This is a genomic window from Glutamicibacter soli, from assembly GCF_052322135.1.
GTDB classification, from domain to species: domain Bacteria; phylum Actinomycetota; class Actinomycetes; order Actinomycetales; family Micrococcaceae; genus Glutamicibacter; species Glutamicibacter soli.
Genome location: NZ_CM125969.1, coordinates 1,942,727 through 1,967,839 on the forward strand (window position 1 = coordinate 1,942,727; position 25,113 = coordinate 1,967,839).

A 25,113-nucleotide genomic window follows, 5' to 3' on the forward strand; every position below is an offset into this window, starting at 1 on the left:
AGTGAAATCACTAAATGAGGTAAGTTGTTATAAATCCCTGAAAGGCAGGCCATGAGCACACCTAAGACCGGAACCCGCCCGCAGCGGCTTGAAGAAATTCTCCAGCTGCTTCTGGACGATGAAAAGAGCTCGGCGCAATCCCTCGCGGCTCGATTCGACGTTTCAGTCATGACCATCCACCGCGACCTCGATGAGTTGCAGCGCCGCGGGATGGTGCGCAAATTCCACGGCGGCGTCTCCGTCGCCCGCACGGGGAACCATGAAATCGCCGCCTCGCTGCGGCGCAACATCGCCACCGAGAACAAGCAGCGTCTGGCACAGTGCGCCGCTGGTTTGCTCACGCCGGGGCAGTCGCTATTTCTGGACGACTCAACCACTGTGGCATTCATGGCGCCGGCAGTCGCCGGCATCGACGGCCTTGGCATCTCGACGAACTACCTGCCATTGCTCAACACCCTGGCCGAGGCCGGCGCCGCGGAGGTTCGGGCCATCGGCGGAACCTATGACCACAGCCACGAGTCGTTCCTGGGGCTGGCTGCGGTGCGTGCAGTGCAGGAGCTGCGCGTCGACATGGCCTTCGTTTCCACCAGCACCGCCGATGCCGATGGCTTCTACCACCAGGAGGAGGCGATCGTCGAGTTGAAGATGGCGATGCTGCGCTCGGCGCGGCGCAGGGTGTTGCTCATGGATTCGAGCAAGCTCGGCCAGAGCTCCATGCACCGCCTTGGCGGGTGGGACAACGTCGACGACCTGATCACCGATGCGCTGGCGCCGGCGGACTTCCTGGGCCAGCTGAAAACACTGGGCGTCCGGGTGCACGTGGCCCCCGACGCGATGGAGGGAATCACCGAATGAACCAGGAACTTCCACGCGCGGTGCTGTGGGACATGGACGGCACGCTGGTCGACACCGAACCGTACTGGTTCCTGGCGCAGCGCGAACTGCTCGGCCGATACTCGATTGCGTGGACCCAGGAGCAGGCGCATGCACTGGTCGGCAGCGCACTGCCGGACTCGGCGGCCTTCTTCCAGAAGCTGGGGGTGCAGCTGCCGGCCGACGAGCTGATCGGCATGCTGATCGATGAGGTGGCCGCGCGTACCCGGGCCGATATCCCGTGGCGGCCCGGTGCCAGGCAGCTGCTGCAGGAACTGAATTCCTCGGGTGTCCCCTGCGCGCTGGTTACGATGAGCCGCGGGCCGCTGGCCCGGGTGCTGCTCGAGGCGCTGCCGCCGGACACCTTCGACGTGGTGGTGACCGGCGAAATGGTGCAGCGCGGCAAACCCGATCCGGAACCGTACCTGCTGGCAGTGCAACAGCTGTGCCGGATGTTCGAGCTGCCTCCGGAGGCAGCCCGGGCCATGGTCGCCGTCGAGGATTCGCCGCCCGGGGTGCGCTCTGCCCTGGCGGCGGGGCTGTGCACCGTGGGTGTGCCCAACATGGTGCCGCTGGAAGCGCTGCCCGGACTGGTGCGGTGGGACAGCCTGGCTGACCGGTCCGCAGCCCAGCTCGGTGCACTGGTGGGCCGGCCGCTCCTCGCCGGCTAGTTCGTCAGCACGTCGCGGCGGTTGAACCGATCCATGCCCGCTGCGCCGAGTGCCAGCGAAATCAGCAGCAGCACCGCCGGCGGGGTCCAGCTGAAGTCCTCTGCCGGAACCCTCGGGATGGCACCGAACGGCGTGGCGCGGATGACGTCTTCCGACAGCGAGAATAGCCCGCCGAACATCGCCGCCATCACCGAAATGCCGTAGACGGCCCAGGTGATCGCGGTGGTGGATCGCGGCAGGTAGCCGAAGGTCAGCAGCTGCAGACCCAGCATGGAGAGCACCGCCGGCCAGAAAGCCAGGGCTGCGCCCGCGAGCTGTCCGGGATCGGCCGACCCCTGCGAGGCTGCGCCGGTAAGGTATCCACCCAGCACCAGCATGAACCCGGAGCCGAGCACGGCGATCAGCAGGTGCGCGCCGAGCCAGGTGTTGCGGGAAAGAGACCCTGCCAGCTGTTGTTCCAGCCGTCCGCCTTCCTCCTCGCTGCGCGCCGCGCCCAGGCACTGGATCGCAAAAGCTCCTGCAAGCAGTGCGCTGAACAGCACGAAGATGCCCAGCACGCCATCAAGCATGCTGTGCCCGGTGCCCACGAAGTTACGGGCGAACGGGTTCTGCGGATCCAGCAGCGCGCTCATGGCCTGCGCCACGGACCCGAAGAACAGGCCCGAGACGGCTGCTCCAATGAACCAGCCGACCAGCGAGGAGCGCTGCAGGCGCAGCGCCAGACCCAGCGCGGTGGTGGTGAAGTTTCCGGCCGTGGCGGGACCCCGGCGTTCGGGCAGCAGTCCGGCGCCCAGGTCGCGGGTGCTTTCAAGGCGCAGGGCGAACAGGCATCCGGCCAGGCCCAGGCCGACCAGGGCGAGCAGCGGCCACCAGTTTTCCTCGCCGAAGGCGCGCATGTTCTGTGCCCAGCCGATGGGCGAGAACCAGCTCAGTGCGGTGGGATCGACCCCGTCGGCCTGCAGGTCGGCGGCGGCGCGGATGAAGTAGAACAGACCGATCAACGCCACGCCCAGCGAGTTCGCCCCACGGCTGGTGGAGGCCAGCTGGCCGCAGATCGCGCCCAGGCCGATGAAAGCAAGACCGGTGCCGGCGATGGACGCTCCCATGATCCAGCTGCCGTTTGCCGGCAGCGCCACCGATAGGCACAGCAGGCTGATCAGCAGGCCCGTGACCACGCACAGTCCAGCCGAAACCAGGTAGTTCGCCGTGGTGTAGGCGTGGCGTCCCAGGGCGGTGGAGCGCAGCAGTTCGGTGCGTCCGGCTTCCTCGTCCGCCCGGCCGTTGCGGGTGACCAGGAAAACCACGGCGAAGGCCAGTGCCACCGCCAGCGTCATCCAGATCTTGATGACCAGGATGCCTCCCAGCGAACCAGCCGCATAGGGCAGGCCGGTCATGGCGGCCACCGCAGGGGTGTTGGCCACCTGCGCGTACGCGTCGCGCGCGGCCTGCGTGGGGAACGCCTGCTGTTGCGAGTCGTAGACCACCGGGATCATCGAGGCCAGCACCAACGCCCAGATGGCCAGGCGCAGCCAGTTGCGGCGCAGGATGAACAGCGCCGCGGTGCCGACCCCGGTCAAGGTGCCGGTGCCGCGCCTCGAGGCGGCCGGGTGCATCAGGTGCTCGGCCGGCGCATGGCGCCCGCGGGCGGTTCCGGTGCTCATCACCGCTCGCCTCCCCGGGCCGCGACCGGTTGTGCCGGCGCATCGGAGTAGTGGCGCAGGAACAGGTCCTCCAGCGACGGCGGGGCGCTGACAAGGTTGCGCGGCGAATGCGCCGCCAGTGCTGAGAGCACCCCTGGCAGCTGCGCCGGATCCACGCTGAAGTTGGCGGTGGCGCCGGCCAGCTGCAGCTCCTCGATGCCCGGCACCGCTGCCAGCTCGGCGGGGTTGCCGGAGATCTCCACGCTGACTTGGGTGCGCTGCAGGTGGCGCAGGTCGGACAGGCGGCCGGCTTCCACGGTCTGCCCGTCGCGGATGATCGTGACGGTGTCGCAGAGCTTTTCCACCTCGGCGAAGATGTGGCTGGAAAGCAGCACGCTGCGTCCCTCGGCGGCGGCTTCGCGGATGCAGGAGGTGAAAACCTGCTCCATCAGCGGATCCAGCCCCGAGGTCGGCTCGTCCAGCAGCAGCAGTTCGGCATGCGAGGACAGGGCCGCGACCAGGGCGACCTTCTGGCGGTTGCCCTTGGAGTAGCTGCGGGCCTTCTTCGTGGGGTCCAGGTCGAAACGCTCGAGCAGTTCGGTGCGGCGTCGCTCATCGATCTGGCCGTGCAACTTGGACAGGATTCTGATGGCTTGGCCGCCGGTGAGGTTGGGCCAGAGGTTCACTTCGCCGGGGACATAGGCCACGCGGCGATGCAGGGCGACCGCATCTTTCCAGGGGTCTGCGCCCAGCATGCGGGCTTCTCCCCCGTCGGCCTTCAGCAGGCCGAGCAGGATGCGGAGGGTGGTGGACTTTCCCGAACCGTTCGGCCCGAGGAATCCGGCGACTTGGCCTGTTTCAACCCTCAGGTCCAGGCCGGTCAGGGCGGCGGTGCGCCCGAAGTTCTTTGTCAGTCCGCTCACTTCAATGGCCGGGATGGTGGTGGCCATGGTGTGCTCCTTACCGGGGTACGGTGTCTCCCGCGGGTTCCGCGGGCGGGATATGCGCTGTGCCGGAGGCCAGGTACTCGTTGAGATACCCCGGGTCGGCGAACAGCCCTTCGGTGTATAGCTCCAGCGTGGGCAGGGCGATGTGTCCGTAGTAGTCCTTGACCACGGTGGCGAAGTCTTCCGGATCCTGCGGCGGGTACAGCGCGAAATAGAGCACCAGCGCTCCCAGCGACTGCAGGATCAGGTAACGTGCCCGGGCCGGCTCATTGCGGCTCGGGACGATCAGGCCGCTGGATACGGCTTGGTCCAGCAGGACGAGCGCCTCGTCGATCAGCTGTTCGGTGAACTGCCTTCCGGCCTGCGCGCCCTCGCGCGCGGAGCGCAGGATGTACAGCAGCAGAACCCCGCTCTCCCGCGAGGTGGGCAGGTGGTTGAGCACCTCGCCGGGATTGCCGCGCAGGGACTCTTCCTTCAACCTGCGGTAGCGTTCAAGTACCGTGGCATCGCATTCGGCGCGCAACGCCTGCTTGGACCCGAAGTGGTGCCGCACCAGCCCGGCGGTGACCTGTGCCCGGGCGGCGATGGCCCGCAGGGATTCGTCGAACCCCTGCGCGGCGAAGGCCTCGATTGCGGCATCGCGCAACCTGGTCCGTCCGGTCAGATCTTCCTGGGCTGCACTCACGTATAGGAGGCTACTCCGGTGTATAGCCGTTGGCAATGGGTTTTTCCGACGGGTATTAGTCCCTTGTTCCGGCCCTGCCCACCCCGTCCCGGCAAGGCGCCGCGGCGCGCGGCTGGGTGAGCGCCATCCCGGCGGTGAGCAGAGATTTTTCCGTGTCTCCAGAGACCAAGCCGGCGGGCAGCGCCCCGGCCCAGTGCCAGCCGTGCGCAGCCGCCAGCTGCTGCAGGTTCTCCAGGTTGCGCCGGTGCAGGGCGGCCGGCTGCGCGGGGTAGCTTCCCAGCAGCAGGGTGCCGGATGCGAATCCGCGGCGTACCGAGGCTTCCAGGGTCAGGGCGGTGTGGTTCAGGGTGCCGAGGTCAGGGCGCGACACCACCACCAGCGCCGCCCCGAGCGCCTGGGCCAGGTCCGCGATGCTCTCCCCTGCCGCGGTGAGCTCCACCAGCAATCCCCCGGCCCCTTCGACCAGGACGGTGTCGTAGTCCGCTGCCAGCTGGTTGACGCGTGCCAGATGCTCGACCAGCTCCGGAAGCTGTGCCACGGCGGCGGACCCGCCCTCGACCAGCGCGGCATCCACCGGCGCCATGGGTTCGCGCAGCCGGATGCCCTCGGCGACCTGCAGGCCCACCGGATGCCCGAGCCAGGCGGCGATGCTCTGGGCGTCGCCGGCCTCCCCTGGCCGCACCCCGGTCTGGGTGGGCTTGTAGACCGCGACGCGGCGCCCGGCGGCAAGCTCCCGGGCGGCCAGGGCGGCGGTGGCGACGGTTTTGCCCACATCGGTGTCGGTTCCGGTGATGACGTGGATCATGGCTGGGTCCTTTCGAAAGTGGCGCGGCGAACGCGGACTCTAGTCGGTGATTGGAAGGAAACCAGATGGCTCCAGGGTTGGTTGCTGTCGACGAGTTCCAGTTTGGGCCATGCCTCGGCGGCGGTGCGCAGCACCATCTCGGTTTCCATGCGGGCCAGTCCGGCGCCCAGGCAGCGGTGCAGCCCGAAGCCGAAGACCAGGGAATCGTCCCCCGACTCGGCCAGCTGGCCGCCGGACAGGCGCAGCACCAGTTCATCGCCCGCAGCGAAGCGTTCGCCGTCCAGCTCCGTCTCGATCCGGGTGATGCGGCGCCAGGTGGGGACCGAGCTTGCTTCCAGGAGCACCCGCTGCACCACCCGGGAGCTGGCGGATTCGCCGGTGGCGGGATCGGCGCAGTCGGCCCAGTCGCCGTCGTGCAGGGCGCAGAACAGCGCGCTTTGGATGAGCATTGCGGTAGTTTCCTGCCCGGCGATGCCCAGGAAGTAGCCCAGCGAGACGATGCGTTTGGCGTCCACCCCGGCCTGGTGCAGCGCGTCGTAGAGGTTTCCGTCGTCCCGCGCCAAGGCATCGGCCACCGTGCCGCGCAGCCAGGCGTGGTATTCGACGGCGCTGCGGGCCAGCTCCTGCTGGCGGTGCGCATCAGGCCAGCCCCAGAACAGTTCCAGCGAGTCCCGGCTCCAGCGTTTGAGCTTCTCAACCGGCGGCACAGGGGTTCCGGTCAGGCGTGCCATGACCTCCGGAGGGATGACGGCGGCCAGCTCGACGGCCAAATCCAGCTCCGCCCCGGCGTCGAGCTCTTCGCGCAGCTGCCGGCACAGCTGCCCGGTGCGTGAGGTGATGAACTGAGCCTGCGCGGCGACCTTGGCGGGGCTGAAGAAGCCGGCGACCACCCGGCGCACGGCCAGGTGTTCGGGGCCGGTGGCGCTGGCGAGCACCGGCGGCAGCGCGAAGCGGCCGCGGGCCAGGATGCGCAACGTGGCAGGGGCCAGCTCGACCGCTGCATGCAGCGCGTTGGCCGGGGTGAAGTCCTCTGCGCGGCGCAGGATTTCGCGGACCGTCGCAGGGTCTTCGATGCTGCGGTAGCGTCCGGTTACTGCATTCGGCAAGACCTCCTGCAGCGGCCGGGCCAGGGGTGCGCTGGCCGCTGCCGACAGGGTTCCGGCGTAGGGGCAGCTCATGCTTCAACCTCCAGGATGGCGTCGATGACTCTCTGCAGCGCGGCGGCGAGCGTTTCGGGATGGTGGTGCGCGTGGGCGGTCAGCCGCAGCCGGGACATGCCGTCGGGCACGCTGGGCGGGCGGAAGCAGTTCACTGCGTATCCGCGTTCGCGCAGCAGTGCCGTGGCGGCCGCGGCCTGCGCGGGAGTGTTCATGCGCACCGACTGCACGGGGCCCGCTGAGGCTTCAATGCGGCCGGCCAGCCGCGGCTCGGCGGACAGGGTGTCGCGGATCAGCCGGGTGTTGGCCGCCAGTTGCGCGATCCGCTCGTCGGTGGCCAGGCCCAGCGCGGCCAGCGCCCCGCCCGCGGCGGCCGGGGCCAGCGCGGTGTCGAAGATGAAGGTGCGGGCGGTGTTCAGCAGGTGCTCGCGCCACAATTCTGCGTCGTCTCCGCCGAGGAGCACCGCGCCGCCCTGGGCGCCCAGCGCCTTGGACAAGGTGGCGGTGGCCAGCACGTGTCCGGCCTGCTCCAGTCCCGCCGCGCGCACGGCGGATCCACCGGGCACCGTCGCCAGCGAATGCGCCTCGTCGACCAGCAGCACCGCCCCGTACTCGGCGCACAACGCGGCAGCCTGCTCCAGCGGTGCGGCGTCGCCGAGCACCGAGTAGAGCGATTCGAGAACGAGCACCACGCGCGGCTTGGGGGCCGGGGAGTCGCGGTTGGCGCGCAGCTGCTGCTCGGCGGCGTCCAGGTTGTTGTGCTCGAAGCTGTGCCAGGCGGCGCCGGAGAGCTTGGCCCCGTCGAGAAGGCTGGCGTGGGCGTGGGCGTCGAGCAGGAACAGGCTGCCCGGTCCGCCCAGCGCGCCGAGCACGCCGAGGTTCGCGGTGTAGCCACTGGAGAACACCAGCGCCTGCGAACGGCCGGTGTAGCTGCACAGGGCGGTTTCCAGCTCGCGGTGGATTTCCCAAGTGCCGGAGGCGACCCGGCTGGCCGAAGCGCCGGCGCCAGCGATGCACAGCGCGTTGATGGCCCCGGTGCGCACCACCGGGTGCGCACCCAGGCCCAGGTAGTCGTTGGAGGCCAGGTCGTAGCGGGTGGAGCGTGCGTTGTCGGTGCGCCGCATGTCCCGCTTGGCGCGCACCGCTGAGCGTCCGCGCAGCCAGCCTTCCCAGGCCGTGGTCGCAGGAGCGAGCGTCAGTTCAGCCACCGTGGACCTCCGATACCGCGCCGATCAGGGCCGTGCCCAGGGTCTGCAGCTGCCCGTCGGTGCAGATGTACGGCGGCATCACGTACACCAGGTCGCGGAACGGGCGTACCCAGGCGCCGAATGCAACGGCGGCGCGGGTCACCTCCGCGACCTTGACCGGTTCGTGCAGCTGGATCACCCCGACCCCGCCGAGTACCCGCACCTGCCGCACGGCCCGCAGCTTCCGGGCGCCGGCCAGCGAGCTGTTCAGCCCACGTTCAAGCCGGGCCACCTGGGCCTGCCACGGCGCAGGTTCGGAATCGGCCGCGCCGGGTCCGGCGAGCAGGTCCAGCGAGGCACAGGCCACGGCGCAGGCCAGCGGGTTGCCCATGAAGGTGGGACCGTGCAGCAGCGCGGATCCGGCGGTGGCGCCGCCCGAGGCCAGCGCACGGGCGATCTTGTTGGTGCAGAGCATCGCGGCCAGGGACAGGTAGCCGCCGGTCAATGCCTTGCCCACGCACATGATGTCCGGCTCGATGCCTGCGTGCTCCACGGCGAAGAGCTTGCCGGTGCGCCCGAAACCGGTGGCGATCTCGTCAACGATCAGCAGCATCCGGTACTCGTCGGCGATCTCGCGCAGCACCTGCAGCACCCGCGGCGGGTAGATGAACATGCCGCCGGCGCCCTGCAGCAGAGGTTCGCAGATGATGCCGGCCAGCTCTGCGGCGTGTTCGGCGGCCAGCCGGCGGGCCCGGGCTGCCCAGAGCTCCAGTTCGTCCTCGTCGTAGAGCCAGTCCCCGGCGATGGTGCGCTCGGCGGCGGGCGGGCGCGGCAGGAACAGCTGCTCGCTCGCCAGCGGGGCAAAGGCGGCGTGCATGCCGTCGACCGGGTCGCACACGCTCATGGCGGCGAAGGTGTCTCCGTGGTAGCCCCCGCGCAGGGCCAGGAAGCGGCGGCGTTCGGGCCGCCCGCAAGCGTCCTCGTACTGCAAGGCCAGCTTGAGCGCGACCTCGACGCTGATGGATCCGGAGTCGGCCAGGAACACGTGGCGCAGTCCTTCCGGAGCGAGCCCGACCAACCGTTCGGCCAGCTCGATGGCGGGTTCATGGGTCAGCCCGCCGAACATCACGTGGCTGAATGTATCGATCTGCGCATGCGCAGCGGCGTCCAGCACCGGGTTGCGGTAGCCGTGCACCATGGACCACCAGGAGGCCATGCCGTCGATGACCCGATGTTCGGCGCCGCGGGCATCGCGCAGCGTGAGCTCGGCCCCGCCGGCCCCGCTCACCGCGTAGAGCGCTCCGGCATCCAGCGGCGCGTAGGGGTGCCAGAGCAGCCCGGAATCCCTGCTCAGCAGGCCGGTTGCGGTGCTCATGCGTTCGGTCCCTGCTGGGTTCCGGCGCCGCGGCGGCGCAGCACCGGTTCGCGCGCGGCGCTCGGTCCGCAGCCGGAGGCGGCGCTGCCGCAGCCCGGTGCGTCGGCGGACGAGGCCGGGCCGCACCCGGTGCCGCAGCCGCTGGCGCAACCGCCGGCCGGGGCTTCGTGGGCGGAGGCCGCGTGGGCCGCGTGCTGCAGGCGGCGGGCGACCTCGGCCGGGCTGGAGGACTCCTGGCCCAGGACCACGAAGCCGGCATCGGCGATCATGTCCAGGTCCTTGGCCGCGCCCTGGCCTTCGCTGGTGAGGTAGTCGCCCAGGAAGATCGAGTTGGCGACCTCCAGCGCGGTGGACTGCAGCGAGCGCAGGTGCATTTCGCGGCCGCCGGCGATGCGCAGCTCCCTGTCGGGGCAGGCCAGGCGCACCAGGGCCAGGATCCGCAGGCAGGCCAGCGGGGTCAGCAGCCAGGTGCCTTCCATCGGAGTGCCGTCGAAGGGCATCAGGAAGTTGACCGGGATGGAATCCGAGCCCAGCTCGCGCAGTGCGAACACCGCCTCGACGAGCTGCTCCGGGGTTTCGCCGAGGCCCACGATGAGCCCGGAGCAGGAGGACAGCCCGGCGGACTGCGCCTGCTGCACGGTGTCCACCCGGTCCTGGTAGCTGTGCGAGGTGCAGATCTCCGGGTAGAGCGATTCGGAGGTGTTCAGGTTGTGGTTGTAGGCATCCGCCCCGGCATCCTTGAGCCGGGCGGCCTGCCCGTCCTTCAGGATGCCCAGGCAGGCGCAGACCTCGACCTGCGGGTGCTCGTCCTTGAGCTGCTCGACCATGGTGGCCACGCGGTCCACATCGCGGTCGGTGGGGCCCTTGCCGGAGGCGACCATGCAGACCCGCGAGGCGCCGCCGGCGATGCCGTAGCCGGCCTGGGCCACTGCCTCGTCGGGCTTGAGCCAGGTGTACTTCAGGATTTCGGCCTTCGAGCCCAGTCGCTGGGAGCAGTAGGTGCAGTCTTCCGGGCACAGGCCGGACTTCAGGTTGACCAGGTAGTTGACCTTGACGGTGTTGCCGAAGTGCTTGCGGCGCAGGGTGCCGGCGGCGCCGACCAGCGGCAGCGTGGCGAAGTCGGGCGTGGCCAGCACGGCCAGCGCCTCGGCTTCGGTGAGGCGGTGTCCGGCGGCGATCCGGGTGGCGAGCTGGTCTGCGTCGAGGGTCGCCGGCGCGGGGTTTTCTGCGGCTGCGGTGTTCAAGGTCATGGGGTGCCTTTCGATCGCGAACCCGTTCCGGAGTGCTCGGGTGGCGTGAATTTTCACCCGTGGCAAATTCCTTGAACGGTGTTCAATGTGTGTTGATTACACACCGTACACCCTTGCCGGGGTTTTATTGAACACCGTTCAACCATGTGTCGCGCAGGCACGGCGCCCAGGGCAAGCCGCGCTGGCCGCCGGCAACAACCGGATACGCTGTGACGGCATCCGCACCCCGGGGGCGCGGTTGCGTTGATTTGGGTGGGATTCCGGAGCTTCTGCGGAGAATTTCTCATCCCGCGGACGAGATTCCTTTGCACGGGTTCGGCAGGCTCCTCCGCCGCCCAAGGCCCCACGCCCTCCGGCCGAGGCCGATCACCCTTCCAGCCGCAGTCGATCACCGGCGCGGCTGTTTTCGGGCAGCAAAAAGCGCGCCGCGGCCCGAGGGATTTCTCCTTCGGGCCGCGGCGCGCTCACGCAACGGTGCCGGCCTGTTCGCAGCAGGCCTTCGGCCTACTCGACCTCTAGCCAGGCTGCAGCGATGGCCTCGCGCACCTCGGACAGGGTCTGCGGGATCGCCTTGGTGCGGGCGATGATCGGGAAGAAGTTCCCGTCGCCGTTCCAGCGCGGCACCACGTGCTGGTGCAGGTGCGCGGCGATGCCAGCTCCCCCTGCCTCGCCCTGGTTCATACCCAGATTGAAGCCGGCCGGGTTGGACACCGCGCGCAGCACACGCATCGACTTCTGCGCCAGGGCCGCCATTTCAGCGGTCTCCTCCAGCGTGATGTCGGTGTAGTTCGGCACGTGGCGGTACGGGCAGATCAGCAGGTGGCCCGGGTTGTACGGGAACAGGTTCAGGATCACGAAGCAGGTTTCCCCGCGGTGCACGATCAGCGCCTCGCTGTCGGTGCGGTGTGGACCGGCGCAGAAGGGGCAGCTCGCCTCGTCCTTGACCTGGTCCTGGCCGCCCTTGATGTAGGCCATCCGGTAGGGAGTCCACAAGCGTTGGAACGAGTCGGGCACGCCGGCGAGTTCGAAGTCGTCGGTGACCTGTGCGTCCTGCGGATACTGCATGCTGGTGGACTCCCTATTCCGGTGTGCTTAGTTGTTGTTGTCGCGGCTCTTGATGGCTTCGACGATGCGGGCAACCGCCTCGTCGACAGGAACCTGGTTGTCCTGGCTGCCGTCGCGGAAGCGGAAGGAGACCGCGCTGGCTTCAGCATCCTCGCCGCCGGCGATGAGCACGAACGGGATCTTTTCCTTGGACGCGTTGCGGATCTTCTTCGGGAAGCGGTCCGAGGAGTCATCCAGCTCCACACGCACACCCTGAGCCTTGAGCTTCGCGACGACCTCGGCGAGGTAGTCGTTGAAGGCCTCGGCCACCGGGATGGCGCGAACCTGCACCGGGGCAAGCCAGGCCGGGAAGGCGCCGGCGTAGTGCTCGGTGAGCACACCCAGGAAGCGTTCGATCGAGCCGAACTTGGCGGCGTGGATCATCACCGGCTCCTGGCGGGAGCCGTCGGCTGCCTGGTACTCCAGGCCGAAGCGTGCCGGCTGGTTGAAGTCGTACTGCACGGTGCCCATCTGCCAGGTGCGGCCGATGGCGTCCTTGGCCTGGACCGAGATCTTCGGGCCGTAGAACGCGGCGCCGCCCGGATCGGCGACCAGTTCGACGCCGGTTTCGGTGGCAACGCGCTCCAGCACCGCGGTGGCTTCCTCCCACTGCTCGTCGGAGCCGATGAACTTGTCCGACTCCGGATCGCGGGTGGACAGCTCCAGGTAGAAGTCGTCCATGCCGAAGTCCTTGAGCAGGGACAGCATGAAGTTCAGCAGGTGCTCGACCTCGGAGGGGGCCTGCTCCTTAGTGACGTAGGAGTGCGAGTCGTCCTGGGCGAAACCGCGCACGCGGGTCAGGCCGTGGACCACACCGGACTTCTCGTAGCGGTAGACGTGGCCGAACTCGAACAGGCGCAGCGGCAGTTCGCGGTAGGAACGTCCGCGGCCGCGGAAGATCAGGTTGTGCATCGGGCAGTTCATGGCCTTCAGGCGGTATTCCTGGCCCTGCTTGGTGATGTTGCCGTCTTCATCGCGCTCTTCATCGATGTGCAGCGCCGGGAACATGGTGTCCGCGTAGTACGGCAGGTGGCCCGAGGTGTGGAACAGCCCGTCCTTGGAGATGTGCGGGGTGCCCACGTACTGGAAGCCCTCTTCCACGTGGCGGTCGCGCACGTAGTCTTCCATCTCGCGCTTGATGATGCCGCCCTTGGGATGGAACACCGGCAGGCCGGAGCCCAGCTCGTCAGGGAAGGAGAACAGATCCAGCTCGGCGCCCAGCTTGCGGTGGTCGCGGCGCTCGGCCTCGGCTAGGCGCTCCTGGTAGGCCTTGAGGTCCTCCTTGGTCGGCCAGGCGGTGCCGTAGATGCGCTGCAGCTGCTTGTTCTTTTCACTGCCCAGCCAGTAGGCGGCGGCCGAACGGGTCAGCGAGAAGGCGTTCTTGATCAGCTTGGTGTTCGGCAGGTGCGGGCCCCGGCACAGGTCCTTCCAGACCGTTTCGCCGGACTTGCGGTCCACATTGTCGTAGATGGTGGTTTCGCCGGCGGCGACCTCGACGGTCACGCCCTCGCCGGAGGTGTCGGCCGAATCAGCCTTGGCCAGCAGCTCGCACTTGTACGGCTCGTTGGCCATCTCGGCCTTGGCCTCCTGAGGGGAGACCTCGCGGCGGGAGAAGAGCTGGTTCTGGTTGACGATCTTGAGCATCATCTTTTCCAGCTGCTTCAGATCTTCGGGAGTGAACGGCTCAGCGACATCGAAGTCGAAGTAGAAGCCGTCGGTGATGTACGGGCCGATGCCGAGCTTGGCATCGGGACGCAGCTGCTGCACCGCCTGGGCCATCACGTGGGCGGTCGAGTGGCGCAACACCTCCAGACCCTCAGGATCGGCGATGGTTACCTGGGTGACAGTGGTTCCGGCTTCGAGTTCGCGGGACAGGTCTCGCAGTACGCCGTCGACGTGCATGACTACAACGTCTTTGTCCTTGGCGAAGAACTGCAAACCGGTCGTTCCCGCGTCCACCTGTACCTGCTCGCCGTCGATGGTGAGAGTCAGCTGCTCGCTCATGAGATCGGGTTCTACCTTTCAATCTGTGATGGCTTCATAGCTTGTGGCATACCTTGGCCACAGCCAGCCAGAACCCAGTTTAGTTCAGCATTGCGCTGCGCAACCGGTTCACTTCGGCTTTTGTGCCGTTTGTCCGCCCGAGTGTGACCCGTTCAACAGCTCATCGGCCGACAACAGCCCCGAATAGTGCCACAGCTTGCGCTCGGAGGCCGGCTGCGAGCTGTCGATCTTCCCGTTCTTCTGGTCCTCGCGGAAGGCCGGGATCACCGCATCCAACCGGCGCTGCAGCTCCTGGCGCTCGTCCTCGGTGAGCATCAGGTTGCTGGTGCTCAGCTGCGCCAGGTCCGCCCTGGCCTCGCCGCTGTCGTACCAGCGCTGGGCGTGGGCCAAGGTGGCTTCGAGGCGGCGCTGCTCGTCATGGATGACCTGCCCGAGGTAGGCGTTCATGGCGGTAGCGGAGCCATCCTCGGTGCGGTCGGCGGGCTGGCCGGTGGTGTAGCCGGTGGCGGCCGGGCGCCAGACGCGGTCGCGCTTGTCGCGCGCCAGCTCGGGAGCCTCCTCGATCATCTCCGCTTTGGCCAGCTCGCGCAGGTGGAAACTGACCTTGTTCGGGGCAAGACCCAGCAGCTCGCCGATATCCGAGGCGCGCCCGGTGCGCATGGCCGCCAGCGCATCGAAGATCTGCCGGCGCAGCGGGTTGGCCATGGCCTTGAGCATGGGCGTGGTGAACGTGACGTTCGACTGTGCTTGAGTCATGGATTCAGCATAACAATTGCTCAAATAAAATTGCGCAAGTTCTATTGCGCAACTTTATTTGCGGGTCTATGGTTGCTGCATGACCACAGACCAGACTCCCCTGCTTCAGTCGCAGATGGCCGACACCGGAGCACAGCGGCTGCCGGCGTTGCATCACCAGCGCGGCTACCGCATCTGGTGGGTCGCTGACACCACGGCCCTGCTGGCCGGCGGCATCTACGGCTTCGTGCTGCCGCTGATCCTGTTGGCGCTGACCGGTTCGCCGGTGCAGGCAGGCACGCTGGCAGCCGTGGGCCTGGCCGCGCGGGCCAGCCTGACGTTGCTCGGCGGTTCCGTGGCCGACCGTTCCGACCGGGCGCGCATGATGCTCCTCGGAGGGATTTGCGGTGCGGCGCTCACCTCGGCACTGGCAGTGGCCAGTATCAGCGGGTCGCTGAGTGTCGCGGTGCTGTGCGTCGCCCACGTGCTCATGGAACTGCGCGGAGGCTACTTTGGCACGGTCACGAATGCTGCGCTGAAGGACGTGGTCCATCCCAAGCAACTGGGACGAGCCATGGCCTCAAACCAGGGGCGCGATTCGGTGCTCATGCTGGGAGCCGCCCCGCTGGGCGGACTCCTGCTCGGACTGGGCGCGGCATTTGCCCTGCTTGCCGTCAGTTTCCTGCAGCTGCTCGCCGCCGCTTCGGGATTCGGGCTGCGCGGGCCGTTGCGCGCGGCAGAGGCCGACTCCAAGCCCGTGGAAAATTCGCCTGCCAGCAGCGCACCGGTCTCCCCCGGCATCGCGGCAGGCATGCGGTGGTGTTTCGCCAGGCCGCAGCTGCGCAGCCTGCTGATCCTGATCACCGTCATCAATATCGGAACCAACGGGCTGAACACGACGTTGATCTACGGATTGCAGCAACGCGGCGAAGCCCCCTGGGTGATCGGCTTGGTATCCACCTCCATGGGGCTGGGCATGTTCGCCGGCTCGCTGTTCGCCGGACGCCTGATCGAGAAGTTCCGGAGCGGGGTGCTTGCCTGCAGCTGCTTGAGCGTTCTGGGCGGCGCGATGCTGCTCATGGGATTCAACACCAACCTGATCTGGCTGGGCGCCATGCTGCTGATCGCCTACCTGAGTGTTCCGGCGCTGAATGCGTCGGTCGGAGGCTATTTCATGGCAGTGGTGCCGCGGGAGATGGCAGGACGCGCCAACTCCCTGATCTTGTTCATGGCCCTGTCGGCTTTGCCGCTGGCGCCGTTTCTCACCGGGCTCGGCCTTCAGTGGTTGGGCATGGGGCCGACCTTGCTGTTCTTCAGCTCCCTGGTGATCGTTGCAACCGTCGCCGCCTGGTGCTCACGGCACGTGCGCGGCATCCCGCACCCGGATCACTGGACCAGCGAACCGGCGAGCGCAAATTCTCAGATCGAAGCGGAGGCGAGGGAATCTGCAGACGTGGTGTCTACAGAGGGCGAGCTGCCGCAGGCTAAGGAGAACCGAGCATGAAAAACCATCCAGCATCAAGGTCGTCAGTTTCTGCCGGGAGGCTTGGCTTGCGCCGCATCCCCAGCAGTGAACAGCGCCACCATCACGCGCCGCGCAGTATCAATCAAGAGTTCCGTGCCCAGCGTGAGCGCAATTTGTCTTCGCCGCGCAATGAGCAATGGATCTATCTGTAAGGGCAACGTCGGAATTCGGCAATCGTCCTTATCAGGTTTCCATGGCGCAGCTGCTTGCACATTCCGCAGGTAAGGCATGGTCAGGCAGAGCAATCCCTGTCAGGGTAATGACAGGGGTTGCTCTGCCTCTATCATTCGAGGTCAACGCCCCCTAGGCTGGTCATATGAACAAGTCGGCCCCGCCGACCATCAGCGCGATCACCCTCGGCGTGCGTGATGTCGGTGTTTCAACCAGGTTCTATACCGAGGGACTGGGTTTCGAGCTGGTGCAGCCAGCCCATCCGGAGATTGCCTTTGTCCGCGCCGGGCATTCCTTGATGCTGGCCTTGTGGGACATTACGCAGATGCCCAACGAGTATGGCGACATCGGGCACGGCGAGAAGGCTCCCCCTGTTTCGCTGGGGCACAATGTGCACACCGATGCGGAAGTTGAACAGCTCTACCGGCGAGCGCTCGACGCCGGGGCCCAGTCCATTACGGCTCCTACCGTGCAGCCGTGGGGCGGGATGAGCGCCTGCGTTGCCGATCCGGACGGGTTCCGCTGGGATTTTGTGCACAATCCGTCATTTGTCATTGATGCGGACGGCCACGTGTCCTCGGTGTAGCAGGTTCGCGTTTACTTGGTTCTTCCCAGCCCGGGGGAAGATGAACCAATGCCCTCGCACGTTTATTTTGATTTCTTTGGCACCTTGGTGCGTTATGACCCGTCGGTCCTGCCGAGCGCGTTCAACGCGCCGCTGGAATTTGCGCTCAGGGCTTCGGTTCGGGTGGGCCAGGCAGAGGCAAATGCGTTGTGGACTCGCGCATGGGATGAGCTGGATTCGGCGGCGCACCGCTCCGGGCGTGAGTGTTCGATGCTTCAGATCGCCCGGCGCTATTGGGAGCTACTGGGTTCTCCTAACGTAGCCGAGAATGAGCTTGTCCGCCTGGTGCGGGAGTATCTTGCCGTATGGAGCGCTCAGGTTGCCCCCGCCGCTGATGTCCAGATGTGCTTGCAGGATCTCCGCACAGATCATGTGCTGAGCGTGGTGAGCAATACCCATGATGCGGTGTTGGTGCCACGGTTGCTGCGCGAGCTGCAGTTGGACGCGTACTTCGACCGGGTCTTCACCTCCATAGAGCTGGGGTGGCGCAAACCGCACCGGCAGATCTTCGAGTTGGTGCTGGACGCGCACGGGATCACTGCGCAGGATGCGGTGTTCGTGGGAGATAACTGGGATGCGGACATCCAGGGTCCGCAAGCGCTCGGGATGCGCGCGTTCTATGTCGGCGCCCCGGGGCTTGGCCGGGAACCGGTTGCGCTCGCGCTGCTGCCCCGCATGGTACGCGGGGCCTGACGCGCTGATCCCCCGTATTCGAGGCTCCCGCTACATGTTTTGCGCTCCGCGCTGGTCCAGGCCTTCGGCGTTCATGCGGCGGGCGAGTTCTCCCACGGTTTCGGTGGGGCTCTGTCCGAGCTTGGGCCGGTAGCTGGGGCGCGGGCGGGCTGCGTTCTCCAGGTATCCGGCGGCGGGCAGGGTTTCGGGCTGGTGCAGGTCCCAGGCGTTCAGCGCCTGCAGCGAGATGCCGCGGGGTCCGGTGCGCCGGGTGATGCCGTGGATGAGCAGCATGCGGGTGGAGAACAGCAGCGATCCGGTGCGTTGCTGGGTGTCGTCGAAGAAGGTGGCGTCGATGCAGCCGGTGCCGTCGTCCACGGAGATGAACACGACGCGTTTGCCTCCGCGCATGGGCGGGGTCTGGGTGGCCACGCGGACCCCGGCGACCAGCACCTCGGTGCCGTTGCGCAGGTGCAGCAGCTCGATGGCCTGGGTGATCGGCAGGTGGGCCAGGCGTTGCCGGTAGGAGGTGATGAGGTGTTCGCTGGCATCCAGGTGCATGAGGTCCAGTTCGGTACGGATGATCTCGGCCGGTTCCAGCTGCGCTCCGGTGTTCTTGATGTGTTCGATCTGCCCGAGGTCGAGGGTGAGCTGGCCGGGGCCGGGCCGGTATTTGGCCGGCAGGCTGGTGCGGGCCATGGATTGGGTGTGGGCGATGGTGTCCGCCCGGCTGGTTCCGGTGAGCAGGGAGTCGAAGACACCCAGGGCCGCGAGGTTCTGGTAGGTGCGCCGGGACAGGCCGGCGCGGTCGCGCACGTCGGCCAGGTGCTCGTAGGGCTGTCCGGCGACCAGGCGCTCGACCTCGCGTTCGCTCATCTGGTGGATGTCGCGGAAGGCCAGGCGGACACCGTAATGTCCGGGGCGCAGGGTTCCGGGTGCGCGGGGCACGGCGGGGGCCGCGGCAGGAGCGTATTCGAAGATTCGTTCGACTCGGTAGTGCCCGGTGGAGCGGTTGATGTCCAGCGGCAGGATGGGGATGCCCATGCGCCGGGCCTCGGAGACCAGCAGCCGCTTGGGGTACATGCCCGGGTCGTGTTCCCAGATGCCGGCGAGGAAGGCTTCGGGGTGGTGGGCCTTGAGCCAGGCCGAGTGGTAGGTGGGTACGGCGAAGGCCGCCCCGTGGGCCTTGCAGAAGCCGAAGGAGCCGAAGCCCGCCAGCACCGTCCAGACCTTGTCGATGGTTTCCGGGGTGTAGCCCTTGGCGGCGGCGCTGGCGCGGAAGTATTTTTCGACCGCCGGTTCCTGGGCGGGGTTGCCCAGGTGGCGGCGGTAGACATCCGCCATGCCCAGGCCGCAGCCGGTCATGGTGTCCAGGATGCGCAGCACCTGTTCGTGGAAGACCACTACCCCGTGGGTTTCGGCCAGCGCGGGCTTGAGTTCCTGGTGCAGGTACTGTTCGGGGGCAAAGCCGTGGCGGTGCTCCAGGTAGGGCTTGACCATGTTGGACTGCATGGGGCCGGGGCGGAACAGCGAGATATCGATGATCAGGTCGTTGAATTCGGCGGGGGCGAGCTTGCCGATCAGCTCGCGCTGGCCCGGGGATTCGATCTGGAAGCAGCCCAGGGTGTGGGTGGAGCGGATCAGTTCGAAGGTGGGGGCGTCATCCAGCGGGACCTTGGCCAGGTCGATATGACCGGCCGGGTCGATATAGCTGGTGGTGGCGTGTCCCCCGGCGCGGGCGACCGCGGCCGCATCGGGGTGCAGGCGCGCGATCTCCTGAAGGGTGTAGGCGATGGCCGACTGCATGCGCACCCCGAGCACGTCGAGCTTGATCAGCCCCATGAGGTCCATGTCGTGCTTGTCGAACTGGCTCATCGGCAGGGCGATGCCCGAGGGCTGGACCGGGGTGCGGTCCAGCAGCGAGGCGTCAGAGAGGATGACGCCGCACGGGTGCATGGAGATGTGCCGCGGCAGCCGGTCCAGGCGTTCGGTGGCGTCGATCAGGATGTCCAGCTGGGAGTCCTCGGTGAGGCGTTCGGCCAGTTCGCCCAGCTCCGGCTTCTCGGCGAGCGCTTCGCGGAAGGAGGAGGCGGAAAAGCGCCACAGCTGCTTGGCGATGCCGTCCACCTGTCCGTCCTCCAGGCCCAGGGCGGCTCCGGCGTCGCGGACCGCTCCGCGGGCCCGGTAGGCGTTCTGCATGCTCATCAGGCTCACGCGTTCTTCGCCGAAGCTGGCGAAGATCTTGCGGTAGATCTCGTGGCGGCGGGCTGATTCCACGTCGATGTCGATGTCCGGCAGGGTGGTGCGGGTGTCGGAGAGGAAGCGTTCGAAGACCAGGTCGTGGGCCAGCGGGTTGACCTGGCTGATGCCCAGGAGGTAGTTGACCAGCGAGGAGGCGCCGGAGCCGCGGGCCGCCACGCGCACCCCCATGCCGGTGATGAGCTTGACGGTTTCGGCGACGGTGAGGAAGTAGCCGGCGAAGTCCAGCCGGTTGATGACCCCGAGTTCCAGGGACAGCCGCTGCTCGACGGTGTGCTTCGTCTCGTTGGGCAGCAGCCGGGGCACGGCGGCGTAGACGCGTTCGGTCAGCTCCTGCATGGCCGGGCGGTGCAGGCCCAGCACCGAGGCTTCGGGGATGACAGGTTTTTTCCAGCCCAGGTCGCCGGCGGGGTCCAGGGCGGCGAAGCTGGCGACTGTCTCGGTTTCCCGCAGCAGCTTGCGCATCCAGCCGCGTTCGGTGGCGCGGGCGATTTCGGAGGCCAGCTGGCGCATCTCCTGCGGGGACTTGAGCCAGCCCTGCCCGTTGGGCTGGCAGGAGTCCATTTCACTCAGGCTGTTCAGGGTGCGGGCGGAGTCCAGCAGGTCGGCGGTGACCGCGCCGTCGGGGTCGGCGTAGCGCACGGCGTTGCTCAGCACCGCTTTCAAGCCCAGTTCCTCGGCGTAGCGCAGCATCCTGCCGGCTTCCCCGAGGTTGTAGCGGGATCCGGGGGTGGACAGGTGGGTGGTGATTTCCACGCGCAGCATGGGGCCTGCCAGTTTTTTCCAGTCGGCCAGCAGCGCGCGGGCCTTGGCGTACTGCCCGCGGGCCAGCGCCCGGGCCACGTCGGATTCCCCGCCGACTAGCAGCATGAGGTTTCCGGAGGCCACCCGGTGGGCGAGCTGGCGCCGGGTCAACCCGGGAATGCCGCGGGGCGCCTGGTGGGCTTGGCTGATGCTGCGGCACAGGGCCGCGTAGCCGGCTCCGTTGCTGCGCCCGCGGGCCAGCAGGATGATCCGGCCAACCGCATGGCCCGGGGTGTCGAGCAGTGCCAGATTCACGCCCAGCAGTGGGTGCAGCCCGTGTTCCATGCAGGCAGCCACGTGCTTGACCGCCCCGTAGAGCCCGTCACGGTCGGTGAGAGCCAGCGCTTCGGCGCCCATGGCGTGCGCGGCGGCGGCCAGCTGGGGCGGGGTGGAGACCCCGTAGTGGGCGCTGTAGGAGGAGGCGACATTTAGGTGCGTGAAGCTCATGCCATCGCCTCGAACATGTATTCGAGTGGCGCCTCACGCGCTACGGGCATGCTGCTCGTGCAGGCGGACCAGGCGCCAGCGGGTGCTCTGCGCATCGAAGCTGACGTCGATGCTGAACGGCTCCGAACGGCCCGAGGCATCGGCCAGCTGCAGTCGCCACATCTCATAATCGGCCACTCCTGCCCCTAGTCCACGCGGGATCCTCATGTTCTCCTCCCACCATTTGCGGCGTTCGAACCAACGTTCGGGTTCAGCCACCAGGCGGTAGTCTTTCCCTCGCCAGGTGACGCGCAGCGGTATTCCGTTCGCTGCGCGGGTAACCTCGATCGGCTCGGTGAACATGCCCACGTGTGCGCTCCTTACTCAACAAATTCATTCTATTCGAACATGTGTTCGATCGGTAGCTACACTAGTCACCCCGGCCGACAGTTTGGGTTGGTGCATAAGGAGGCCCCACGCGGATCGAGCCAAAGGGGAGCGCTCGCCCACGGAGCTTCATCCAGGAGAAGCGCCATATCGATTGCATGGGATTGAGAGCATCTCGGTCCGACGGGAATTCCACAGTTCCACGAGAATCGCACGGCATTTGCGAGGTGTGATTGGTCCAAGTGTTATCCAGAACAAGGACCAGCTGGGCGTCAACTACATCATCTGACGCAACCAAATCTGGCTCGGCGCCAAAACCGGGTGGAAGCCCTACAAGGAGGGCGGCTTCGGCAAGCACCTGGCTTCGCGCGGTTGGAATGACACGACGCTGCACTACGACCACCTGCACGTGGAAGTGTTCGGAAGCAGCGGCACCGGCGGAGCAACCGCATGGGACCCGAACGTGAAAACCATTGAGGGCGACAACGCGGTGTTCACTGAAGGGGGCACCGGCGGTCAGTCCGACGGCTCCGATTGTGCCGGAGGCGGCATGGCCGGGACCAGCCCAGTGAGCAACACCGGCGGGACACTGTCCTGGGATGGCGACTACCCTTACCGCGACCCGCAGGGAGACTGTTCCTGGTGTGCGGGTTCCCAGGACCCGGGAGCTGACCCGTGGGGCCTGTACAAGCGCGAGTGCGTCTCCTTCGTCGCATGGCGTGTGAACCAGCTGATGGGCTGGGAGCCCGGCCAGCCCTACCCATTCACCATGGCCAAAATGGGCATGGCTGGCCAGGGCAGTGCCAAGTACTGGGGTCATTCGCTGAAGAGGAAAGGCTACAAAGTCGACATGGCCCCCACAGTGGGGGCGGTGGCCTGGCAGGATGCCTGGGAGTCAAACCAGTACTATTCGGTCTATGGCATGGGCCACGTGGCGATCGTCAAGTCGATCGACGGCGACATGGTAACCCTGAAGCAGTACTACGGCTCCACCGTGCTGGGCCAGAGCGAGCGCTCCCGCTACTCCACCATGACTCTGCACAAAGACGCCGTCTCCGGGTACATCCACATCGCCGACGTTCAGACTGACGGCCAGCAGACCCTCGCTGGAGGGAAGGATGCCGATGATGAGGAAAAGGACACCAAGAACGCCGACAAGGCCGACGGCGCGGAAGCTGCTGGATTGCTCAGAACCCCACGTGAACAGGGATAATCAACCCGGGGCACCTTGCCCCAGACTACTGCCGAAAGGGAACCATGGCTCAGGACAATGATCGAAGCTGAATTAGAGAGGACGCCGCGCTCGTGGGGGGGGTGCTGGCGGTCGTCTTGATCCCGCTGGCGATCTTCCTGGGCGTGAAATTCCTGGGCGGCCAGGACAGTAGCGATCCGTCCTCCGAGCCGCGGGCAACTGCCACGCTGTTATCAGATCAAATCCAGCACGAGCCCAGCAAATCTCCCTCACCTGCCGCCACGGCAAAACCGTCGCCATCAGCCTCACCCACTGCTTCTGCTTCGCCAACCGAAACCTTCAACCCCGACGGTCCGCTGCAGCTGGCCGACGGCGAAGCGCATCACGATGTAGAGGTGACCAACCCGGAAAAGGTCGTGGCCAAGTTCGCCGCAGCCTGGGCCAACCCAGGGGGCGACAAGGCGAGTTGGCTCATGGGCATGCGCCCGTACATCACCGATGAACTGTACGCAGGCTTCGGTGTCACCGAAGTGGACTTCGCCCCTACCGACACCTTCATCTCAGCGAGCGTCACGGACGACTACGAGCAGGGCTTCGTCAAGTTCAACGCCAAGTATAAGGATGGCGGCCGGCTGATGGACGGCGTAGCCCTGTTGCAGCCGGACGGTTCGTGGCTGGTGGACAAGGTTGTTCCTGGCGGTGACCTCGAACTGGACTAGCGACGCTGGCCGGCGCGGGCTGACGCGGCTATTTACAGCTGACTTCACGTCTGAGCCGGAGGCCACGGAGGACTCCCGGTGAGCCCAGTCGATTTCACATCGCGCGGCAATGCAGAATCAAGGCCCGACATCGCTCGGTATTTCCTTATGAACTCGTCTTTGGACTTGAAGGCATTTGACTCGATAGCCCAGCGAAGGAGGGTAAGGGTGCTCGCATGCTGAATTTTTCCACCTGGGACATGCCGACCCTGCACGTGTTGCATTGCGAGAACCTTTGCTTGCTGCGTGATCTTAGCCGTACCAGCTTCTTCGTCGCAGACCAGAACAACGTGGTTCCCTTTACGAGCTAAGAGGACGCCGTGAAGGATCGCCATATTTTCTCCACGGTCCGCCCTTGTTGCATACAACTCATCGAATTCCATGCCGAAGACGCTGAGACAACATCCACGCAATTCGTCGGTTGGCTCGTCCGAGATGATCTGCTTGAACCTGTCGGGGAATCGTGGCCACACCTCTGCAGCACGCTTGAACTGGCGATGCCTCGTCGGCGTGTCAAAGATCTCGAATTCCACAGCCGCGGGGATATTCACTACATTGTGCCCCAATGCAGTAAGTAGCTGGGGCACGCAATCAGTGGTGAGGAATTTGAATAGAGGGCCGGTATCCAATATGTGCATCAGTCTGTGTCACTCATGAGCCGCGCAAGCTCTTCCCCCGTGAGCGATGCTCCCGAGTTTTCTGGGCGACGTGCGGGAAGGTCAAAGTCATCTATCGGTCTAACGCCATGCTGGTTTAGTTCATCAGCAACCGAGGCGGGGTCTGATTTTCCATCTAGACGAGCCAAGGTGGCGGCGCTGATGAGCCCCCATCGGTAGCCTTCCACGGCGCGGGCCAAGAGAGCTTGTGGAGCTCTCGGCTCACGGGAAAGAGCGGCGTGGGCTTCATATTCAGCATGCCAGCCAAACTGCGAAGCAAGCTGCCTGCCGGTCGTTCGACCCCAACGCTCGCATGTCACAGCATCGATAGCTCCGACGGTGCGCAGTTGGATTGCAACAATTTGCGGGGATGCCATGTATCGCTGAACGAGATTGGACAAGAGTCCCATTGTGGGTTCCTGCCCCTTAGCCGCAACAGTGGCTGCCGTCAACGGGAATAGCAGGTGCCGTGCGAAGGCATCTGCCTGGATCTCCTCCGGAGTGCGTTCATCCCAATTACTGTGGTCTAGTGGCCGATCAACCGTTCCTAATCGAACATGTCCCACTTCGTGGGCCAGAGTGGACCTAAGCCTCAGGGGGTGCTCCGTACAGCCGACTGCCATAAGGTAGCGATCTCCCAGTCGCATTGTCATTCCGTGGCCCGGGTTGGAGGTTCTGACGTATGCCACCCAAGCCCCCAACTCCACCTCGATAAGGCGCGCAATATTTTCTATCGGATCGGTGCCCAATCCGTACTCAAGCCTGAACTCATCAGCTGCGCATTGGCCTATCATCTCGTTGCTCACGCGAACTCAGCTACCCCCATCTCATCAAGCCGCCGAGCAACGCCGAAGGCATAGAGCATGTAGCTGGCGAGATCCTGAGTTCCTGCATCATTCATGCGACCTGCGCACAGCACTTGGTCAGCGATCGCGTTGGCTCCTTGGAGGTCAGCGATCAGCACTCCGCACGCGTCAGCGAGGGTGGATAACTCAGCGATGGAAGCAGCGCGCAACCCGCTCTCGATACGGTGGATCGTCGACTGGGAAACCCCTGAGCAAGTTGCCAGGTCGCGTTGGCTCATCGCGACGGCTTCACGCGCGGACGACAGTCGATGCCCAATCGATCGGTCAATATCAGCCATTGTGAATCACTCTCCTAGTAAACTGATTCTACACCGTTTCCAGCACTTGCGAAGACACTTG

24 protein-coding genes are annotated in these 25,113 nt (G+C 66.3%); 8 read left to right on the forward strand and 16 right to left on the reverse strand.

Translation table 11 applies throughout. From position 1 onward, the window contains the following. Positions 1-51 precede the first annotated feature (51 nt). Positions 52-855: a DeoR/GlpR family DNA-binding transcription regulator gene (locus tag ACTX90_RS09230; RefSeq protein ID WP_443441940.1), complete on the forward strand. Its 804-nt coding sequence runs from the start codon at positions 52-54 to the stop codon at positions 853-855. Continuing rightward, positions 852-1,544 carry an HAD family hydrolase gene (locus tag ACTX90_RS09235; protein ID WP_443441941.1) on the forward strand — a complete coding sequence of 231 codons (693 nt, stop codon included), beginning with the start codon at positions 852-854 and terminating at the stop codon, positions 1,542-1,544. Before ACTX90_RS09230 ends, ACTX90_RS09235 begins: the two co-directional genes overlap by 4 nt. On the opposite strand, the gene ACTX90_RS09240 is transcribed toward ACTX90_RS09235, so the two are convergent. From ACTX90_RS09240 to ACTX90_RS09290, 11 genes are all read right to left on the reverse strand, one after another. Beyond that, a complete protein-coding gene (locus tag ACTX90_RS09240) occupies positions 1,541-3,205 on the reverse strand; it encodes an ABC transporter permease (protein ID WP_443441942.1) in 1,665 nt (554 codons plus the stop codon). The two genes, ACTX90_RS09235 and ACTX90_RS09240, sit on opposite strands and share 4 nt — an antisense overlap. Further along, the gene (locus ACTX90_RS09245; protein WP_443441943.1) at positions 3,205-4,134 is read right to left on the reverse strand and encodes an ABC transporter ATP-binding protein; all 930 of its coding nucleotides are present in this window, start codon (positions 4,132-4,134) and stop codon (positions 3,205-3,207) included. The genes ACTX90_RS09240 and ACTX90_RS09245 overlap by 1 nt, the downstream gene beginning before the upstream one ends. 10 nt (positions 4,135-4,144) lie before the next feature. Next, positions 4,145-4,816 carry a TetR/AcrR family transcriptional regulator gene (locus ACTX90_RS09250; RefSeq protein WP_443441944.1) on the reverse strand — a complete coding sequence of 224 codons (672 nt, stop codon included), beginning with the start codon at positions 4,814-4,816 and terminating at the stop codon, positions 4,145-4,147. A 55-nt stretch (positions 4,817-4,871) separates the two neighbouring features. After that, positions 4,872-5,621 carry a dethiobiotin synthase gene (gene bioD, locus ACTX90_RS09255; RefSeq protein ID WP_443441945.1) on the reverse strand — a complete coding sequence of 250 codons (750 nt, stop codon included), beginning with the start codon at positions 5,619-5,621 and terminating at the stop codon, positions 4,872-4,874. Then, positions 5,618-6,799 (reverse strand): cytochrome P450 family protein, encoded by a 1,182-nt coding sequence (locus tag ACTX90_RS09260; protein ID WP_443441946.1) that lies wholly within the window; start codon positions 6,797-6,799, stop codon positions 5,618-5,620. Before ACTX90_RS09260 ends, bioD begins: the two co-directional genes overlap by 4 nt. Beyond that, the gene (locus ACTX90_RS09265) at positions 6,796-7,986 is read right to left on the reverse strand and encodes an aminotransferase class I/II-fold pyridoxal phosphate-dependent enzyme (RefSeq protein WP_443441947.1); all 1,191 of its coding nucleotides are present in this window, start codon (positions 7,984-7,986) and stop codon (positions 6,796-6,798) included. Before ACTX90_RS09265 ends, ACTX90_RS09260 begins: the two co-directional genes overlap by 4 nt. Further along, positions 7,979-9,340 carry an adenosylmethionine--8-amino-7-oxononanoate transaminase gene (gene bioA / locus ACTX90_RS09270; protein WP_443441948.1) on the reverse strand — a complete coding sequence of 454 codons (1,362 nt, stop codon included), beginning with the start codon at positions 9,338-9,340 and terminating at the stop codon, positions 7,979-7,981. Before bioA ends, ACTX90_RS09265 begins: the two co-directional genes overlap by 8 nt. Then, positions 9,337-10,590, reverse strand: coding sequence for a biotin synthase BioB (gene bioB / locus ACTX90_RS09275; RefSeq protein WP_443441949.1), 1,254 nt, complete (start codon positions 10,588-10,590; stop codon positions 9,337-9,339). The genes bioA and bioB overlap by 4 nt, the downstream gene beginning before the upstream one ends. A 504-nt stretch (positions 10,591-11,094) precedes the next feature. Then, entirely contained in the window at positions 11,095-11,655 is a 561-nt protein-coding gene (locus ACTX90_RS09280; RefSeq protein ID WP_047119216.1) for an HIT family protein, read from the reverse strand. Between the two features lie 27 nt (positions 11,656-11,682). Beyond that, positions 11,683-13,698, reverse strand: coding sequence for a threonine--tRNA ligase (gene thrS / locus ACTX90_RS09285; protein WP_443441950.1), 2,016 nt, complete (start codon positions 13,696-13,698; stop codon positions 11,683-11,685). A gap of 108 nt (positions 13,699-13,806) precedes the next feature. Continuing rightward, positions 13,807-14,454 carry a helix-turn-helix domain-containing protein gene (locus ACTX90_RS09290; RefSeq protein ID WP_443441951.1) on the reverse strand — a complete coding sequence of 216 codons (648 nt, stop codon included), beginning with the start codon at positions 14,452-14,454 and terminating at the stop codon, positions 13,807-13,809. A gap of 79 nt (positions 14,455-14,533) precedes the next feature. Here ACTX90_RS09290 and ACTX90_RS09295 point away from each other — a divergent pair, with 79 nt between their 5' ends. The 4 genes from ACTX90_RS09295 (at position 14,534) to ACTX90_RS09310 (ending at position 17,447) form a co-directional block, all read left to right on the forward strand. Then, positions 14,534-15,937, forward strand: coding sequence for an MFS transporter (locus ACTX90_RS09295; RefSeq protein ID WP_443441952.1), 1,404 nt, complete (start codon positions 14,534-14,536; stop codon positions 15,935-15,937). Beyond that, positions 15,934-16,110: a hypothetical protein gene (locus ACTX90_RS09300; protein WP_443441953.1), complete on the forward strand. Its 177-nt coding sequence runs from the start codon at positions 15,934-15,936 to the stop codon at positions 16,108-16,110. Before ACTX90_RS09295 ends, ACTX90_RS09300 begins: the two co-directional genes overlap by 4 nt. Positions 16,111-16,274: 164 nt before the next feature. Beyond that, positions 16,275-16,715 carry a VOC family protein gene (locus tag ACTX90_RS09305; protein ID WP_047119220.1) on the forward strand — a complete coding sequence of 147 codons (441 nt, stop codon included), beginning with the start codon at positions 16,275-16,277 and terminating at the stop codon, positions 16,713-16,715. 48 nt (positions 16,716-16,763) lie between these two features. Beyond that, on the forward strand, positions 16,764-17,447 hold the full coding sequence (locus ACTX90_RS09310; RefSeq protein WP_443441954.1) for an HAD family hydrolase: 684 nt from the start codon (positions 16,764-16,766) through the stop codon (positions 17,445-17,447). Between the two features lie 30 nt (positions 17,448-17,477). Here the strand turns inward: ACTX90_RS09310 and ACTX90_RS09315 are convergent, their stop codons facing one another. Next, positions 17,478-20,936 carry a DNA polymerase III subunit alpha gene (locus tag ACTX90_RS09315; RefSeq protein WP_443441955.1) on the reverse strand — a complete coding sequence of 1,153 codons (3,459 nt, stop codon included), beginning with the start codon at positions 20,934-20,936 and terminating at the stop codon, positions 17,478-17,480. A 33-nt stretch (positions 20,937-20,969) separates the two neighbouring features. Beyond that, positions 20,970-21,278, reverse strand: coding sequence for a DUF6504 family protein (locus ACTX90_RS09320; protein WP_231736074.1), 309 nt, complete (start codon positions 21,276-21,278; stop codon positions 20,970-20,972). Positions 21,279-21,765: 487 nt separating this feature from the next. Here ACTX90_RS09320 and ACTX90_RS09325 point away from each other — a divergent pair, with 487 nt between their 5' ends. Together ACTX90_RS09325 and ACTX90_RS09330 are read left to right on the forward strand one after the other, a co-directional pair. Further along, positions 21,766-22,515, forward strand: a complete 750-nt coding sequence (locus tag ACTX90_RS09325; protein WP_443441956.1) for a CHAP domain-containing protein — start codon at positions 21,766-21,768, stop codon at positions 22,513-22,515. 92 nt (positions 22,516-22,607) lie between these two features. Continuing rightward, a complete protein-coding gene (locus ACTX90_RS09330) occupies positions 22,608-23,213 on the forward strand; it encodes a hypothetical protein (RefSeq protein WP_443441957.1) in 606 nt (201 codons plus the stop codon). Positions 23,214-23,257: 44 nt separating this feature from the next. Here the strand turns inward: ACTX90_RS09330 and ACTX90_RS09335 are convergent, their stop codons facing one another. The 3 genes from ACTX90_RS09335 to ACTX90_RS09345 all read right to left on the reverse strand — a co-directional run bounded on the left by ACTX90_RS09335 (position 23,258) and on the right by ACTX90_RS09345 (position 25,052). Further along, positions 23,258-23,785, reverse strand: a complete 528-nt coding sequence (locus tag ACTX90_RS09335; protein WP_443441958.1) for a PIN domain-containing protein — start codon at positions 23,783-23,785, stop codon at positions 23,258-23,260. Between the two features lie 104 nt (positions 23,786-23,889). Beyond that, positions 23,890-24,702, reverse strand: a complete 813-nt coding sequence (locus ACTX90_RS09340; protein ID WP_443444010.1) for an ImmA/IrrE family metallo-endopeptidase — start codon at positions 24,700-24,702, stop codon at positions 23,890-23,892. Positions 24,703-24,710: 8 nt separating this feature from the next. Further along, positions 24,711-25,052 carry a helix-turn-helix domain-containing protein gene (locus ACTX90_RS09345; RefSeq protein ID WP_443441959.1) on the reverse strand — a complete coding sequence of 114 codons (342 nt, stop codon included), beginning with the start codon at positions 25,050-25,052 and terminating at the stop codon, positions 24,711-24,713. Positions 25,053-25,113: the final 61 nt, after the last annotated feature.

Excerpts from the sequence above, each read along its gene's own strand:
- ACTX90_RS09315 (WP_443441955.1), bottom strand. The coding sequence starts at position 20,936 with ATGAGCTTCACGCACCTAAATGTCGCCTCCTCCTACAGCGCCCACTAC.
- ACTX90_RS09260 (WP_443441946.1), bottom strand. The coding sequence starts at position 6,799 with ATGAGCTGCCCCTACGCCGGAACCCTGTCGGCAGCGGCCAGCGCACCC.
- ACTX90_RS09230 (WP_443441940.1), top strand. The coding sequence starts at position 52 with ATGAGCACACCTAAGACCGGAACCCGCCCGCAGCGGCTTGAAGAAATT.
- ACTX90_RS09300 (WP_443441953.1), top strand. The coding sequence starts at position 15,934 with ATGAAAAACCATCCAGCATCAAGGTCGTCAGTTTCTGCCGGGAGGCTT.
- thrS (WP_443441950.1), bottom strand. The coding sequence starts at position 13,698 with ATGAGCGAGCAGCTGACTCTCACCATCGACGGCGAGCAGGTACAGGTG.
- ACTX90_RS09320 (WP_231736074.1), bottom strand. The coding sequence starts at position 21,278 with ATGTTCACCGAGCCGATCGAGGTTACCCGCGCAGCGAACGGAATACCG.
- ACTX90_RS09280 (WP_047119216.1), bottom strand. The coding sequence starts at position 11,655 with ATGCAGTATCCGCAGGACGCACAGGTCACCGACGACTTCGAACTCGCC.
- ACTX90_RS09310 (WP_443441954.1), top strand. The coding sequence starts at position 16,764 with ATGCCCTCGCACGTTTATTTTGATTTCTTTGGCACCTTGGTGCGTTAT.
- bioA (WP_443441948.1), bottom strand. The coding sequence starts at position 9,340 with ATGAGCACCGCAACCGGCCTGCTGAGCAGGGATTCCGGGCTGCTCTGG.
- ACTX90_RS09240 (WP_443441942.1), bottom strand. The coding sequence starts at position 3,205 with ATGAGCACCGGAACCGCCCGCGGGCGCCATGCGCCGGCCGAGCACCTG.
- ACTX90_RS09305 (WP_047119220.1), top strand. The coding sequence starts at position 16,275 with ATGAACAAGTCGGCCCCGCCGACCATCAGCGCGATCACCCTCGGCGTG.
- ACTX90_RS09340 (WP_443444010.1), bottom strand. The coding sequence starts at position 24,702 with ATGATAGGCCAATGCGCAGCTGATGAGTTCAGGCTTGAGTACGGATTG.
- ACTX90_RS09295 (WP_443441952.1), top strand. The coding sequence starts at position 14,534 with ATGACCACAGACCAGACTCCCCTGCTTCAGTCGCAGATGGCCGACACC.
- bioB (WP_443441949.1), bottom strand. The coding sequence starts at position 10,590 with ATGACCTTGAACACCGCAGCCGCAGAAAACCCCGCGCCGGCGACCCTC.
- ACTX90_RS09345 (WP_443441959.1), bottom strand. The coding sequence starts at position 25,052 with ATGGCTGATATTGACCGATCGATTGGGCATCGACTGTCGTCCGCGCGT.
- ACTX90_RS09235 (WP_443441941.1), top strand. The coding sequence starts at position 852 with ATGAACCAGGAACTTCCACGCGCGGTGCTGTGGGACATGGACGGCACG.
- bioD (WP_443441945.1), bottom strand. The coding sequence starts at position 5,621 with ATGATCCACGTCATCACCGGAACCGACACCGATGTGGGCAAAACCGTC.
- ACTX90_RS09290 (WP_443441951.1), bottom strand. The coding sequence starts at position 14,454 with ATGACTCAAGCACAGTCGAACGTCACGTTCACCACGCCCATGCTCAAG.
- ACTX90_RS09245 (WP_443441943.1), bottom strand. The coding sequence starts at position 4,134 with ATGGCCACCACCATCCCGGCCATTGAAGTGAGCGGACTGACAAAGAAC.